The sequence below is a fragment of the Halorubrum sp. AS12 genome (assembly GCF_051122765.1).
Classification (GTDB): Archaea; Halobacteriota; Halobacteria; order Halobacteriales; family Haloferacaceae; genus Halorubrum; species Halorubrum trapanicum.
In genome coordinates this window covers 2,093,313-2,107,603 of sequence record NZ_CP185385.1, presented here as the reverse complement: position 1 = coordinate 2,107,603, position 14,291 = coordinate 2,093,313, and the positions used below count along the sequence as shown (strand labels likewise).

At 66.1% G+C, this 14,291-nt stretch carries 19 protein-coding genes and 1 tRNA gene; all 20 read right to left on the bottom strand.

Going from position 1 to position 14,291, the window contains the following annotated elements; all coding sequences use genetic code 11:
- Window positions 1-3: 3 nt before the first annotated feature.
- Entirely contained in the window at window positions 4-219 is a 216-nt protein-coding gene (locus tag ACODNG_RS10625; protein WP_434521283.1) for a hypothetical protein, read from the bottom strand.
- 6 nt (window positions 220-225) lie between these two features.
- Window positions 226-1,458, bottom strand: coding sequence for a hypothetical protein (locus tag ACODNG_RS10620; RefSeq protein ID WP_434521282.1), 1,233 nt, complete (start codon window positions 1,456-1,458; stop codon window positions 226-228).
- On the bottom strand, window positions 1,455-2,486 hold the full coding sequence (locus tag ACODNG_RS10615) for a hypothetical protein (RefSeq protein ID WP_434521281.1): 1,032 nt from the start codon (window positions 2,484-2,486) through the stop codon (window positions 1,455-1,457). The genes ACODNG_RS10620 and ACODNG_RS10615 overlap by 4 nt, the downstream gene beginning before the upstream one ends.
- Window positions 2,487-2,581: 95 nt before the next feature.
- Window positions 2,582-3,280, bottom strand: a complete 699-nt coding sequence (locus ACODNG_RS10610) for a hypothetical protein (RefSeq protein WP_434521280.1) — start codon at window positions 3,278-3,280, stop codon at window positions 2,582-2,584.
- Between the two features lie 2 nt (window positions 3,281-3,282).
- The gene (locus ACODNG_RS10605; protein ID WP_434521279.1) at window positions 3,283-3,699 is read right to left on the bottom strand and encodes a hypothetical protein; all 417 of its coding nucleotides are present in this window, start codon (window positions 3,697-3,699) and stop codon (window positions 3,283-3,285) included.
- Window positions 3,696-5,129, bottom strand: coding sequence for a hypothetical protein (locus tag ACODNG_RS10600; RefSeq protein ID WP_434521278.1), 1,434 nt, complete (start codon window positions 5,127-5,129; stop codon window positions 3,696-3,698). The genes ACODNG_RS10605 and ACODNG_RS10600 overlap by 4 nt, the downstream gene beginning before the upstream one ends.
- A 43-nt stretch (window positions 5,130-5,172) precedes the next feature.
- The gene (locus ACODNG_RS10595; RefSeq protein ID WP_434521277.1) at window positions 5,173-5,409 is read right to left on the bottom strand and encodes a hypothetical protein; all 237 of its coding nucleotides are present in this window, start codon (window positions 5,407-5,409) and stop codon (window positions 5,173-5,175) included.
- Window positions 5,402-5,650 carry a hypothetical protein gene (locus tag ACODNG_RS10590; protein WP_434521276.1) on the bottom strand — a complete coding sequence of 83 codons (249 nt, stop codon included), beginning with the start codon at window positions 5,648-5,650 and terminating at the stop codon, window positions 5,402-5,404. The genes ACODNG_RS10595 and ACODNG_RS10590 overlap by 8 nt, the downstream gene beginning before the upstream one ends.
- A 19-nt stretch (window positions 5,651-5,669) precedes the next feature.
- On the bottom strand, window positions 5,670-7,310 hold the full coding sequence (locus ACODNG_RS10585) for a hypothetical protein (protein ID WP_434521275.1): 1,641 nt from the start codon (window positions 7,308-7,310) through the stop codon (window positions 5,670-5,672).
- 2 nt (window positions 7,311-7,312) lie between these two features.
- Window positions 7,313-7,936: a hypothetical protein gene (locus tag ACODNG_RS10580; RefSeq protein WP_434521274.1), complete on the bottom strand. Its 624-nt coding sequence runs from the start codon at window positions 7,934-7,936 to the stop codon at window positions 7,313-7,315.
- Window positions 7,933-8,730, bottom strand: coding sequence for a hypothetical protein (locus ACODNG_RS10575; protein ID WP_434521273.1), 798 nt, complete (start codon window positions 8,728-8,730; stop codon window positions 7,933-7,935). The genes ACODNG_RS10580 and ACODNG_RS10575 overlap by 4 nt, the downstream gene beginning before the upstream one ends.
- A gap of 64 nt (window positions 8,731-8,794) precedes the next feature.
- On the bottom strand, window positions 8,795-9,349 hold the full coding sequence (locus ACODNG_RS10570; protein WP_434521272.1) for a hypothetical protein: 555 nt from the start codon (window positions 9,347-9,349) through the stop codon (window positions 8,795-8,797).
- 4 nt (window positions 9,350-9,353) lie between these two features.
- On the bottom strand, window positions 9,354-9,632 hold the full coding sequence (locus ACODNG_RS10565) for a hypothetical protein (protein WP_434521271.1): 279 nt from the start codon (window positions 9,630-9,632) through the stop codon (window positions 9,354-9,356).
- Window positions 9,625-9,936 (bottom strand): hypothetical protein, encoded by a 312-nt coding sequence (locus tag ACODNG_RS10560; RefSeq protein ID WP_434521270.1) that lies wholly within the window; start codon window positions 9,934-9,936, stop codon window positions 9,625-9,627. The genes ACODNG_RS10565 and ACODNG_RS10560 overlap by 8 nt, the downstream gene beginning before the upstream one ends.
- A 479-nt stretch (window positions 9,937-10,415) precedes the next feature.
- A tRNA-Phe gene (locus ACODNG_RS10555) sits at window positions 10,416-10,489 on the bottom strand.
- A complete protein-coding gene (locus tag ACODNG_RS10550) occupies window positions 10,480-10,659 on the bottom strand; it encodes a hypothetical protein (RefSeq protein ID WP_434521269.1) in 180 nt (59 codons plus the stop codon). Before ACODNG_RS10550 ends, ACODNG_RS10555 begins: the two co-directional genes overlap by 10 nt.
- Window positions 10,656-11,225 carry a peptide ABC transporter substrate-binding protein gene (locus ACODNG_RS10545; RefSeq protein WP_434521268.1) on the bottom strand — a complete coding sequence of 190 codons (570 nt, stop codon included), beginning with the start codon at window positions 11,223-11,225 and terminating at the stop codon, window positions 10,656-10,658. Before ACODNG_RS10545 ends, ACODNG_RS10550 begins: the two co-directional genes overlap by 4 nt.
- A 151-nt stretch (window positions 11,226-11,376) precedes the next feature.
- Window positions 11,377-11,634, bottom strand: a complete 258-nt coding sequence (locus tag ACODNG_RS10540) for a MarR family transcriptional regulator (RefSeq protein WP_434521267.1) — start codon at window positions 11,632-11,634, stop codon at window positions 11,377-11,379.
- Window positions 11,631-12,083, bottom strand: coding sequence for a hypothetical protein (locus ACODNG_RS10535; protein ID WP_434521266.1), 453 nt, complete (start codon window positions 12,081-12,083; stop codon window positions 11,631-11,633). Before ACODNG_RS10535 ends, ACODNG_RS10540 begins: the two co-directional genes overlap by 4 nt.
- A gap of 2 nt (window positions 12,084-12,085) precedes the next feature.
- A complete protein-coding gene (locus tag ACODNG_RS10530) occupies window positions 12,086-14,206 on the bottom strand; it encodes a minichromosome maintenance protein MCM (protein WP_434521265.1) in 2,121 nt (706 codons plus the stop codon).
- Between the last annotated feature and the right edge of the window lie 85 nt (window positions 14,207-14,291).

The window sequence follows — 14,291 nt, the reverse complement described above, 5'->3', positions numbered from 1 at the left end:
TGGTTACTGAGTGGTGGTAGCGACGGTCTCGACGCGGTCCTCGCGCATCGCCTCGACGAAGTACTCGGCTTCGACCTCGAGCACCGTGGTGTCGTCGTCGTAGACGTACACCGTGCGCTCGTCGTCGCGCCGCCAGTGCGTTCCCTCAACCTGGCGGATGTACTGCGTCCCGTCGATCAGGACAGTAATGGTGATGGTGGTGGTGTCGCGGTCGCTCATGTGTGGTTACTCGGCGATGTCGCGGAGCAGACCACCGGAGGAGAAGTCGCGGTTGACGGCCTCGTGGTCGAGCTTCATGAGCGCCTCGTCGCGGTAGTTGCCGGTCGCGAGGTACCCCTGCGACTGGCCACGGCCGGCGGTCTCGACGTACGGCTCCTGGAACTGCTCGATCGCGAGCCGCGGCTGTCCGCGGATCGTGTCCGTCGGGACGATGAAGATCGACGAGATGTCGCCGTGCTTGATGGCGTGCTGGTTGCCGATGATCGGGATGCCGTCGTAGTCGCGGAACCGGGCCGTCCCCGAGAGCCCGCGGATCGTCTCGGCGTCACCAACTTCCTCGCGCCGGTAGTCCGCCATCGCCGCCTGGTTGCGGACGTTGTTCCGGTCGGCGGCGAGCTCCGACAGGACACCCGCAGTGTCGTGACCCGTCAGGATCGCCGTGTCGTTGTAGACGTCGACGTCGGCGAACTCGTTCATCGAGTTCAGGAACCCGGTGAACAGGTCGTTGTTCAGCTGTCGCGTCTCCGCCGCGTTGAAGTCGACGTAGGAGTCCGCCCAGTCGTCAGCCGACCGGTCGATGTTCCCGTAGTCGAGGTCGCCGTCGTTGTAGGCGGTCCCGTTGGGGTCCTGCGCCTGCCCCTCCTCGTCGCTCGAGGCGATGACGCGGTCGAGGCTGGTGAGCTGGTCGGTGGCACCGTACTGGTCGTCGCCGGCCATGACGGCCTTCGCGAGACCATCGCGGTCGATCGCGAGGTCCAGCTGCTCCTGCTGGGTCTGCCAGAACTCCTCGAACCCGACCGCGTCCTCGATGGCCGCATAGATCTCCTGCAGGTCCGACACCTCGATGACGGTGTCCGAGCGCTTGGGGTCGAACTTGACCTTCTCGACGCCCATCGTCTGGCCGTCCGGGACCGGACCGCCCTCGGTGTGGGTCTGGAGGTCGACCGGGTCCGTGGCCGCGCGGTAGGCCTTCGCAGTGACCGGGCCATCGAGCGAGGCGCTGAAGCGATCGACCTGTGAGAGCGCGTTGTACCACTCGTGTTCCTGGTTGTACTGCGCGTACAGCGTCGCCGTGAAGATGGCGTTGACGTGCGCCTCGGTCGAGGTGTCGTACTGTGCCCGCTGGAGCAGGCCGTCGTCGAAGTCGAGCGGGACGTCGCCGACGACGTTGCTCTCGATGAACCGGCCGGGGCTGTTCCCGCCGGCGTAGCTCATGAAGGGGTGCCCTTCAGCGCTCATGCGTCCTCACCTCCGGTGACCGCGCCGGCTTCACCGACGGTCTGCGAGTCGTCGCCCGGCGCCGTGACGACCGTGTCGTCAGTCTTCGCGAAGTCGCCCTTCTGGTCGACGGTGTCGACGAGTTCGTCAGCGAGATCATCGTCACTGATGAGCTTCTGGGCGACCGCGCCGGACATCTCTTCGAGGACCTCGTCAGAGGTGACCGCGTCGGCCACGCGCTCGTTGAGGTTGAACTCGCCGAGCTTCTGGTCGACCTTCTCCTCGAGCATCTGGTCGACGTCGTCGACGCCGGGGTTGTCGTCCGGGTCGTTGCCCGCGGTGTCGACGTTGCCGCCCTCGGGCGCGTCGCCGGAGGCGTCATCGCCACCGGAGTCGCCGTGTCCCTCGACGCTGACGCCGGGGACGTTCTCGGAGACCCACTCAGCAGCGGCCTCCTGGGTGTCCTTGCCGACCGACTCGGCGTAGTTCTCGACGGTGTCTCGGGCGTCCGAGCCACCGATCTCCTCGACGAGGTCGATCGGATCGATCTGGTCGTCGCCGTTCTGCTTCTGGTCAACGCCCGGATCGTCCGGGGTCGTGTTGTCGTTGTCGTTGTTTCCCATGTCTGATGTGTCGTCGTTGGTCTCTGCGCGCTGGTCGATCTCGGCGCCGTCCAGCTGCTCGTCGGCGGCTCGTGCGTCGAACTCGTCAACGAACAGCATCGGATCGATGCGGTCGGCCGACTCCGCGGCGGCCGACAGCAGGTCCATGGCAGCTGCCTCGGAGAACTTCGTGCGGTCAGCGATGGCACGAGCCACCATCCGCATCTCCTTCTGGTCGACGTCGTCGCCCTCGATACCGCCGAGCTTCTGGTCGACCGACTCGTCGAGCGTGCGCATCTTCGATACAACTTCGTCCGGGTCGACGTCGTCGCCCGCCTTCTGGTCGACCGTCTGGAGGATCTCGAACGGTGAGGGGTCCTCCGGAAGGTCACCCAGGACCGTACGGGCTTTGCCGTCGACGGTCGGGGTTCTCGGGAATAGGCCCATGTGTCGTGTCAGAATCGCTGACCCGTTTCCAGATGGCGGCGGTCGGCCGCTGTCTCACGCCCCGCCGGCGTGACACGTCTTTCTGCAGTCGCTGGTCAGTTCGAGAGACGCTCCTCGATCCGGCCGGCAAGGCTGTTCCGGCGCCGGAGTCGACGCCGAATACACGCCTCGAGCACGCCGCCGTGCTTGAAGTCGACAACGTCGAAGTCGGCCTCGGGGTTCATCACCTGCTCCTCGTGGCCGAGCGTGACGGCGTGGAGGTCACAGTCGACGGTCACTCGCGTCCCGTCGTTGCGCCGGTGCTCCTGGTTGGAGTAGACGGTAACCGAGTAGCCGCCGTAGTCGCCGTTGAGACAGCGGACGCGCGCCATCTTGCTCTTCGTCGTCTCGTTACCGAGGTTCGCGACGAGCGTGAATTCCTCGTCGTCGACGGTCGTCTCGTAGTGGATGCCGTTGTCGGTGGTCCACTCCCACACCGGGACGCCGACGGGGACGTCGTCGTGGCGGGTCGAGATGATCCCCGGCTCGCGGGTGCTTTCGAGGTAGCGGTCGAGGCTGTCGGCGACCGCCTCCATCTGGATTTGCTGGCCGCTCCGGTCGACGATCTCGACCGACGCCGGCCCCTCGATGATGAAGTTCTCGGCCTCGAAGACGGGCTCGATCCACTCGTCGGGGACATCCCCACGAGTGATCCGGCGGTCGTGGATCGGGCCGTCGGGCTCGACGGCCTCGCCGATCGCCGCCTTGCGGTCGACATCGCCGTCGACCGGGTGGTTGAGTACGCGGATGCTCATGGTCAGTACGCGATCGTCGTGCCGGACGTGGTGTCGTCAGCGCCGACCCACTGGTTGTTCGCCGGGTCCGAGGTGTACGTCCCCGCCGGCGGCGTGCCGGTCCCGTCGTGGGTGGCCTGTACGCCGGTCTCGCCCGGTGCCGGCGCGTCATCGGCGGTCAGGTCCTGGGGCGTCGCCCGCAGTACTGTCGCCTCGAGGCCGAGTTCCGAACCAGCGAGGACCCACGCGTCGCCCGTGCCGATGTAGACGTCGAACGGTCGGTCGCCGGAGGCAACCTCAGCGACGCGACCCTCGGTCGGGGAGTGCTGCTGAAGTTCGTCGGTGTTCGCGACCAGCTCGACGTCGTCAGCGACGGCGCGGATGAGCGTGGCTAGTGGAAGCGCGCTGTTCTCGATGGGAGCGAGTGTCGTGTCAGTCATGGCTGAGTGTCAGGAGGATCGGAAGCGGGTTGGTTGGGATCGGGGCTGTTCTCTGCGTCGGCGCCGTCAGGCGGGCCCGCGGCGCCGTCGTCGGGGTCGCCATCCTCGGGAGGTGGCTCGTCTTCCGGCGTCGTAGTCTCGGGATCCATCGGCGTGATCTCCTGATCGGGAATCTGCAGCTGGCCATCCTCGACGGCCACCGCGGTGCCGGTCTGCTGGGCCTTCTCGATCCCCTGGAGGACTTCGAGCGGCGTCAGCGACTCTCCCTCGCTCTCGGGAGCGACGTACGCGAGTTCCCAGTCGCAGTGCCCTTCGACGCGCTCGATGAGCTGGCACAGCGTGTCGAGCGCCTTGTCCTGGGTGTCCTGGTGGGCGCTCGCGACGGCGCCGTTGGTGATCTCGACCTGCGTCCCTTCGGCGTTGAGCCCGCCGGCGTCGGAGAGCTCGTTCTCGAAGGCGTCGGAGACTCCGAACATCGCCCGGATCTGTGACATGAGCCGTTCGACCATCGGCTCGCGGCCGTTGATCCCGGCCGACGTCGACAGGTCGAGGATGTCGATCTCGACGTCGTCGGGCGACCCGTCGTACATGAGTCGCCCCTCCTCCCACGGGTTCTTCTTCTCGTTATCTTCCAGCGAGGCGCGCAGACTCTCCCGGACGTTCTCCCCGTAGGCAACGAGGAACTTGTCGGGGAGCTGCTGGTCGTTCTGTGGGTTGAGGTACTGGAGCTCGTAGTTCCGCGACCACTGGAGGATGGCCTGGAGCTTGATCAGCGGGAGGATCGGCGACCGGCCGTCGAGACCGTTCAGGATCGGGAAGTGCCGCGCCCAGTCGATAACCTCATGTTTGAGGAAGAGCCGCTCGACGTCGTCGCTTCGGTGTTTGACCTCCGCGTAGCCGACTTCCTCGAGACGGGCGTGGCACTCGGGGCAGACCTCGACCGGGTGGTCGGCGCCGCCCTCGAACGTGAGCGCGTCCTGCTCCCAGTACTCCTCGCGGTGGGCGGGGCAGGTCCACCAGCCACCGTGGCGGTTCTGTTCGTCGAGCACCGGGCGGACGCGACTCGGGTCGGCGTGGACGAGCTCGTCGATCGCCGTCGCCTCCCACCGGCCGGCCGACTCGACCGTGCGCCCCGCGACCTGCGTCTCGCTCTCCACGTGCTGGTACTCTAGGCGGGCGAGGATTGTCGAGACGCCGTTGAAGGACTGGTAGTCCTCCTCGTACTTCATCAGCGACGCCAGCGACTGGTCGTCGTCGTTGACGGACGCGAACAGCTTGGAGAGGCGTTCCTTCTGCGCTCGCGACGGCGTCTCGAAGTCGCCCTCGCCGCACACCTCACAGACATCGCGATCCTCGTCGTACTCCGTCCCGCAGTTGGTACAACGGGCGGTGAACGCCGGCGTGAGCACCGGGAACTGGTTCCGGTACATCTCGTCGCGGAACCGTTTAACTGTCGTCGCGAGCTCCGTCGAGTTAAGCGCGAACGACTGGAGATTCTATCCGACTCCAGATTCCGCCGCGGTCCGAGATGCGGGGGACTGGCCCGACGTCGTCGGCGTGACTGTCCGACCGGCCGCCCGAGGCTTGGGGCGTCGCCGAGATCTGTCCGGCGAGCATCTGGTCGACGTCGCCGTCGGGCCAGTCGATCGCGACGAGCTCGCCGTTGTCGTCCTCGCCGAGCGTCGTCGTGCGGGGTTCGTCGTCACTCATAGCGATCGTGCTTGGTGATCTCGACGCTGTCCATCGAGTGCTTGCGCCCGCACTGCGCGCACCGAGCGACCGTCGGCGGATCGCCCGGCTTGCGCACCGGCAGCGTGTAGAACGGCCGGCACGCGGTACACCGGAGCTTGTAGTAGAACCCGCGCGTCGCGATGTGGCCGTCGGTACGCTCGACGTCGTCGGTCTCGGGGTCGAGCGTGCGATGCTCTGGTCGGGGTGGTGTTGTGGACATGGATGGATGAATGAGTGTCTCAGCCCCAGTCGATGTGGTCGAATTCGTCACTCGACGCATGGTCGACCGAGCTGTTGGGGCCACGTGACGCGATTTCGAGGGCGTCGAAGCGGTCGTCGTGAGCGGCGTCGGGGAACGGAAGCCACTCCTCGCGGATGAACGACTCCCAGCGCTCGTTCTCCTCGCTCGCCACCTTCACCTTCCCCTGCTGGAAGCGGTTCGCGAGTCGGGTGAGGCGCTGCTCCTTCTCGCCCTCGGAGTTGCTGGGCGTCACCCGGATGTCGACGTTGTCCTCGATCGTCTCGGCGATCTCCTTGCCGTCGAAGTTGCTCTCGACGAGCAGCTCGCCAACCGGGTAGTCTGAGAGATGAACGCCGACGAAGTCCGTCGCCGCTTCCTCCCACATGTACCCACGGTCGCGCCAGACGTCGACGGCGTACTCCTGGTCGTTGTCTCGGTCGTAGGCGTACACCGCAAGCGCCCAGTAGTCGGTCTCGCCGCGCTCCTCGGCGGCGACGTTGTTCGGGTTCGCGAAGTCGAGCCCCGCGTACCACTCCAGCGCCGACCAGTCGTCTCGGGGATCGGGTCGACGAAGCGCAGCCAGTCGAGATCGAGGACGCGCCCGATGGCCGCCTCGGGGTTCTGCTGGTTCTCCGCGCGCCACAGGCCGGCGCTGCCGTCCTTCGAGACGACCTTCGTGAGCAGCGTCTCGGGCGCCTCGAACTCGGGCCACAGCGTCCGGAACTCCGTGCCGGGCGCCGGCCGGATCCCGTCGTCGATTATCTCGACGTCCGCCGGCACGTCCCGGATCGAGTCGTACACCTCGCCGTCCGTGCCGTGGACGACGTAGGTCTCGTTCTCGATGACGTGCCAGTCCGGCGTCGCCCGCCAGATGCGCGCCGCCCACCCTGGGCGGGAGGTCCCCCGGGCGATACAGCCGTCCCACTCCGGGTTGTTCGTCGCAAGGACGTGCTCGCGGTAGACGTCCTCGGGCGTCTTGCGCGTCCCGATGACGATGTTCAGCGACTTGTGGGGGAGGCAGGTCGCGCCGGCCTTCGCAGCGACGTTGTCGTAGAACTCCTCGAAGTTCTCCGAGATTCTGCGACCGCAGCGCCGTCGTCTGGTTGGTGAGCGTCGCGATGTCGTCGTAGATGATGACGTCATAGTGCGACCCCGTGTCCGACGTCCGGATGGAGAGCGGTTCGAGCGTCGGCTCGATGTTCTGGGTGCCCGCCTCCAGCTGGAGCGTCGTCTTCGACGAGTCGTACACCGGGACGCCGTACCGCTCACACGCCTCCTCGATGGAGGCGACCGCCGTCTTCGCCCGCTTGTCGGCGTGCGTCTTCTTGTGCGAGACGATGGCCATCCGGATCTGCGGGAAGTTGACCGCGAGCCACGCCGGCGCGACGTTGATCGTCGACACCGTCTTCGCGTAGTTGCGTGGGCCCAGCAGCGCGAGGTTCTTCGGCGTGTGGGGTTTGTACACCGCCTCCCAGATGTGCTGGTACCAGTCGCGCAGGTGCCGCGGTGGCGCGAGGATCCCGTCTGTCCCCAAGTGTCGAATCGAGAACGGGAGCGGGTGGGAGGTCGGCCGCTCCTCGACCAGCTTGGCGATCGACGTCGACGTCGTCGACGCGGTCGTGTCTGTTCCGGTCGACATGGTTACTGGACCTCAGCAAGGTGATGCCGGCACCAGTCGTGGACGACGTGCGCGCTCGCCGGCGGGTCCTCGACGAACCGGCGCTTCGCTTCCTGCATCAGCTCAACGACCTCGTGGTACGGCAGCCCCTTCTCGGGTATCTGGTCGCGGATCCACTGACACGCCGGGTGGTCCGCCTCGGGCCCGGACCAGCGGAAGCGCCGACCGGCGAGGCGCTCCTGTCGATAGCCACGCATCCGGGCCTGGAGGACGAGCTGGTTCAGATGCTGGCGGGCGGTCTTGAACGCCCACCCCGGGTTGATGTCGAACCGGGCCGCCATCGCCTCCGAGATGGAGTAGATGTCCCACGGTTCGTCGTCGAGCTCGTCGATCCAGAACTCACGGTAGTCGCTCTGTCGGATCGCCTCCTGGTCGCCCGGCGTCGACGGCGGGTCGAGCGCGAACTCGCGCCGGGCGACGGTGACGATGGTATCCTGGACGAAGTCGGGGACGTCCTTCGAGCGGGCGAAGTCCGGCTGCTGGTTCTCGTACTTGCCGAACCGGCCCTTCTGGTCGACGTGATCGGGGACGTCGACGTGGTCGGCGTCGTGGAGGCGGGCCGCAACGTGGAGGGCGAGCGGCGTCATGCCTTCAGGTCCTCCTCGAGGTCCTCGATCATCTCGCGGGTCTCCTCGTCGACGCCGTGACTGTGGTCGTGGTTGACCTGCCCGTCGACGTTGACGTCGAGTTCGTCGACGCCGAGCAGGCCCATCTCCTTCAGCCACTTCCGGTCCTCCTTCCGGAGTCGCTGCTGCGTCTTCACGACGACCGACTCCTTGTACCGGATCTCCTGATGGGATCCGCGCTGGGACGTCTTCACCCGCGTCTCCCGGTCGACCAGTGCGTTCCCGGAGTCGAGATCGTCGGGGCGGTCGTTTACCCAGTTGTCCGCGTGGATGATCTTGATGTGGTTGACGGCGATCTCCGAGAGCCGCGCTTTCTCGCCGACGATCGGCTCGTCGTTGAGCTTGCGGAACTTCTCGACGTAGCTGTCGTAGATGTCGTCGCAGAGCTTACGGAGCGCGTCGCCGATGACCTCCTGGTAGAAGCGGTTGCTCTCGACGAACAACGCATGGGTGACCGCGTTGGTGTTGTCCTCAGGGGCCGCCCCGCCGTCGTTACCCTCGGCATTGTCGTTCTCCTCGGGAGCGCCGCCGCCGCTGTTGCCCTCGGCGTTGGTGTTCCTCTCCGGCGCACCAGAGCTGGAGCCACCGTGAGAGTGGCACTTCCCGTGGCTGCCCTTCGCCGGCTGGGTACAGCGCTCGCCGGTCGAACTCGCCGGGTCGACGATACACTGCCCCCACTCGCCGTAGTCCCGATCGCCGGTGATCTCGGTGGCTTCAGGATGGGCGTTCTCGTGGAAGTCGTCTCTGTGCGCCATGAGGTTGAGTTTGTGTTTGTTTTACAGACAGGCCGATATCGGCCCAGTGAGGTGCGCTCGCGTGTTATTCCGCGATCCCGAGCCGCTGCTCAGCCTTTTTGATGTAGTGGCTGTTCGGGCCGCGCTCCTCACGGTACTCGAGTGCCGCCCGGCAGATACGCGGCCACTCCGCGCGGTCGACGTCGGGCTCGCCGAGATACGGGATGCGATCATCGTCGATAGCCTCGGGCGGCATCCGGGCGACCGAGAAGATCGAGCAGTACTCCTCGCTCGTTTTCGAGACGTCCTCACCACGCTCGTGTCGAACGCGGATGGCGACGTGTCCAAGCTCGTGCCAGAGAGTGATGTTCGTGATGTAGGATTCAGGCGGGAGACACAGTAGTCGGTTATACCCGAACGCCTGGGCAGCGGCGTCGGCGTTCTCGTAGAGGATACCGATGTTGACCGTCTCGTGAGCGAGCGCAGGGAAATCCGGAAGTGCGATCGGGAGTCGTCGGGTGATCGTCTCGAGGATGTCGTCATCAGCGTGCTCCGCGTAGTTTTCGAGGATACGCCACGCAGCTGTGCCGACGGCATCACGGCCTTCGCACTCGTACTCGACAGCGACTGTGTCCTCCATAGGGTTAGTCCGCACCGATGTCGACGTCGTCGAGGAACCGGATGGTAGTGCGGCCGTCGTGGCCGTGGATTTCCTTCATCGCCGCGAGGCCGTCCGGCGCGGGTTTGAACGCGCAGCCGTTCGAGTTCGACTCGAGGTCGTCGTTCTCGGCGTTGCGCCACTGCATGTGGACGGCACCGTCCGGGTACTCGACGCCGACGGCGACGACGCCCGTTCCCGAAGTCTCAGAGACATCCTCCTCGCGGACGAGCTCGAACCGGCTCAGGACGTTGTCGTCAGTCATCGGTGTCCGACTCGGTCTGGATCTCGTTGTACGCTTGGACGAGTGCGAGGTAGTCGCCGAGTTCGAGGCCGTTGTACGCGCCGGCGACGGCGAGTGTGGAGACTGCGAGCAGCGTCGGGTCGCCGCCGCGGTACATGGCGTAGGCACCGATCCCGAAGATCCCGACGTTGACGATGATCGCACGGAGGATCTTCAGCGTCTTCAGCATCGGTAGCTTCTCATCGTCCTCTCGGAGAGTGCTCTTGTACTCGTCGACGAACCGGTCGCGGCAGTACCACGGCCGAGTGGGTTGCGGTGCGTTCATGACACATCAGCGAGGGGCTGGCAGTCGCAGGGGCTCGCGGAGCTGAACGAGCACCCGCACACAGGGCAGCGATTTGGTCGGTACGTCGACGGTCGGGGTGGGTATGAACTGGGCATGATCAGCGCTAGTCGCGATGGTCGATCGGGTCATCCGTCTGGAGTGGAAACGGAGGGGTATGTCAGTGCGTCTCGTGAATTAATTTCATGAAGGGGATAGCGACGCCGGGAATCGAACCCGGCACGGGGGAGGCCCGTCTCAGGCTTGGGTCTCGCCTGAGCCCATAGGGCCGTCCGTGACCACGCCAGTGGCGTCGCAAGGCGGTCGGACTTGTCGGTTTGCTCGTGACAGTCGGCCTTCTCGAAGCACACACGATCGTCGTCGGGACGATAGTACTGCCGACCGCTCGTGGGACTCAACACTCCCTCGGGCGCGTGACCTGGCCTCGCAGTGAAAAGCTACGATGCCACGCCCTCGGGAGATGGATCGACTCGGGTTCGAACCGAGGCACGCCAGCGCTTCAGGCCGGTGCTCTCCCAGACTGAGCTATCGATCCAGCCGCTCTGCTTCGGACTCCGCCACTCGGTACTCGAGGCCGTCGACGTCGACCGTGAGGAACCCGTCGGGGCCAGAGACGTCGCCGGCGGGCTCGAAGTCGGTCGCCGTGCCTTCGAGTTCGCGACCGGCGAAGTCGAACGCCACGCGACCGTACCCGGTGGTGCTCATGCGGGGACCTCCCGCCGGGCGTCCTGCCGGGCATCGCTCGTGGTGATGGCGCGTCTGATGGCCGCCTCGGTCGCCTCGCCGAGACAGTCGTCGACGTGCTCGCCGTCTCGACGGCGCCGGAGTGCCTCCCGAGCGAGCGTCTTGCGATGGAGGGTGACGCCCTTCTCCTCGAGCGTACGGATCGTCTCTTTGAGCAGCTCGCGGAACTTCAACATGGAGATCTCGCGCTCCTGGCACGGCGTCGTCGCGGGCTCGTCGACGTCGTCGAGCCAGCCGAGCGCCGTCGCGACCTCGTGCGTGTTGGTCCGGTAGTCGTCCCAGTATCGGTCCCACGGCGACTCAGTGCCGCAGCGCTCGCAGAACGTCCCCTGTTGCTCGCCGACGGTCTTGGCGGGGCCGTAGTCGACCACGGTGTGATCACGGTGGCGTTCGTGGTGCGTCTCGTACTCCCGGGTGAGCCCGCCACGCGTCGGGTCCTGCCGCTCGACGCGGATGACTCTGTGACAGGAGTTACACACGTCCGATGCGTCGAGCAGGTGCTCGTGGTAGGCGGGTGACTCAGTCATAATGTACAGAAGGGTCCAGGGCGACCGTCTCTCCGGCCCTGTCGTTCCGACCCCCGCGTGCGAGGCGTGGGGCCGCCCGTCGCTGGGCTGTCGTCACCCGTGTGTTGCTTGCCCCTACGCTTAAGTGGTCCACCGCCGGCCAGATTGGCGATCACTCTGTAACCCTCCATTCGGGCGTCGGCGGATCGTCGTGTCGCGGCGTCGATTCTGCCAGTCCGGCAGTATCGAGTCGGCGGAGCGCTCGCCGTACAGATCGCTGTGGGAGACTCGTCTCTCGGGAGAGCTGCCGTACTGTTCGAGCACCGGTTGTTGCGCGGAGTTCGAGGTAGACCAGTGCCGCCGTCCGTGGGAGGTCGACGACGCGCTCACGGATCTCTGGCGGAAGGTCGCTTAGAACGCCGCTGCTCATCTGCTCGCCCCCACGGTCGCGCCCTCCTGTCTGCTCCACGGGACCTCCTCACCGTCATCGTCGACGAGCACCGCCACCGACTCGGCGTCGCGCTCGGCGGCAGCCTCCCGGCGCTCCGCCGGCGTCATCCCGGCCTGCGGGAGTCCCTCACCGTGGGCCTCAAGAGCGGACTTCCGCTCGCGAATCTCACGCTCCACGCTGTCGCGGGGCTCGCGTCCTTCTTTGTTCGCGAGCGCTCGTTCGACCGCGAGCCAGAATCCGCAGAGCTCGATCGTCTCCAGTCCGCGGATCCGAGCGAGCATCAGCTCACCGCTGGTGCCCTCGCCGTCGTCGACGGTGAGGTCCTCAGCGAGAAACCGAGCGGGGTTCTCGCCGTACTGCTGGGAGGGCTCGGGGAACGGGTTCGGCGTCGTGGCTGCCTGCTCGTTGTGTTGAGCGGTCGCCGGCATGGTCACGCCCTCCCGAGCCACTTGAGCGTCCCGTCCATCGGCTCGTACAGCGACCCGATCTCTTCCTTGATCTTCCGGAGCGTCTTCTCCGCGCGCTTCCGGTCGATCCCCTCCTCCTCGGCCGCGTCGAGGACGGTCTCAACCGGCGTGCCATTGGTCTCGCCGTCGTGGCACTGCTCTTCGACGAGGTCCTCGATCAGCGTGATGCGGTCACGTTGCGTCTTCGAGGTCCCAGACTCCCGGACGTCGGCGTCGAACTCCCCATCCTCATTCATCCCGAAGTCCCGCATCGACCGCATCGTCAACGAGAGGGCCGTCTTGATGTGTCGCTCCTCGATGGTCTCGGAGAACTCCAGCTTCGCGGCCGCCTCGGCAAGCCGCAGCTGCGCTTCCAGGTCGCGCCACGTCGCCGGGACCGGCGCGTCCTCGCCCATGTGCTTGGTCTTGAAGTCGGAGAACTCGTCGGCGATCCGCTGCTCGAGCTCCTCGCTCGCGATGACGGGTGACGGCTGGTCCGCGGCGAGGGCGAGCCACTTCCGGAGGAGTTCGCTGCGGACCGGCGGGTCGTACTTGTCCGTCTCGCCCGACTCGATCGTCTCGGGAGCGACGTCGAGGCGCTTCTTGTGCTCGCGACGCCCGACGATGTCCCGAGCGACCTGTTTGACCGTGTCGACGTCGTCCGTCTCGGTCACCGTGAACCCGAGATCGAACCGCGAAATGAGTGTCGACCCGAGTTCGACCTGTTCGAGGACCGGCTCGTACTCGTCGAACCGGCCGTATTTCGGATTTGCCGCCGCGATGACGCCGACCCGTGTCTGGAGCGTCGCGTTGATCCCGGCCTTCGAGACGTTGATCTTCCCGTTGGCCATCGGCTCCAGCATCGCCGACCGGACGTCCGGCGGCATGTCGTCGAGCTCGTCGATGCGGACGATCCCGCCGTTCGCCTTCACGAACGCGCCCGCCTTCAGCGTCCACTCCCCGTCGGAGAAATCGTCGCGGACAGCCGAGGCTGTGATCCCGGCTTCGCGGGCGCCCTTTCCGGAGACTCCGACCCCGCGGGGTGCGTTCGACTCGGCTTGGTTGATGAGCGCCGACTTCCCCGTCGACGGGTCGCCGACGAGGAGAATGCTGATGGAACCGCGCTCAACGCTGCCGTCCTTGCCCTCGGCCCATTCGCCCTGGACGATCGCGAGGACGATCGCCCGCTTCATGTGGTTGTACTGCTCGCCGAACACGCCGGGCGCGATCGACTCCATAGCGACCTCAAGCGGGTCGCCCTGTTCGCCGTCGACGATCGCATCGATCTCGTCGCGCTCTTCGCGAGAGACCTCGACCGTCGTCTGGTCTGACTCCTGAACCTCAATGGCGTGGCCGGTGAGGTACGGCTCGAACGTCGACTTCTTCTCGTTGCCACTCGTCCGCTGTTCGAGCTGAAGCTTCCCCGTAATCGTGACACGATCCCCTGTGGTCACTCGGCCGGCGAGGTCGTCCTCGACGAAGATATCGATCGTCTGACCCTCGCCGCCGGCGACCTCCGGCGGCTCCGACAGGCGGATCTTCTGGGCGTCGATGAACTCGGACTGGTCGAAGTTGACGCGGAACGGCCCTTGTCGCTCGCATCCCTGACACTCGTGTGGCTCCTGGTAGCCGCGATCCGTCTGTGGGATGTAGCTCATCGTCCCGCAGCGCTTACACTCGAACGCGGTCTCTGTGACCTTCGGGTGGACGTCACTCGCCGCGACGATCTCGCCTTCGACGCCGATGTACGGCCTCGTCGAGTGGACCTTTGTCGGGCTGAAGTGTCCGGGGTAGTGGGTGTACTCGTCCGGAAGGTTCGACACGCGCACGTGAGCGCGGTCGAGAGAGACGTCCGCCGGGAGGTCGTAGTTCCGAAGCGCCTCCTCGGCGTACTCCCGCATCTGATCAGGCTTGGCGAGGTAGTCCTCCGCGGTGTCGCGGTCGAACTCGAAGAGCTCGTCGTAGTCGATGACGAGTGACTTCTGGTCGTTCGGGTAGCGCTGGGCGAGCGTGCCGACCTCCTCTCGGTACCGCTCCCGGAGGAATCGAATCAGCGTCTCGGTCAGCGTCTCGTTCTCCTTTCGTCGGTCGTGGGTGGATGGCATCGTGTGGTCTTTTTCCCGAGAACAAACGCCACCGAGGCGTCGTCCGCGACCGTCGACGTCGGCCAGACGTCGGCCAGAACGACGG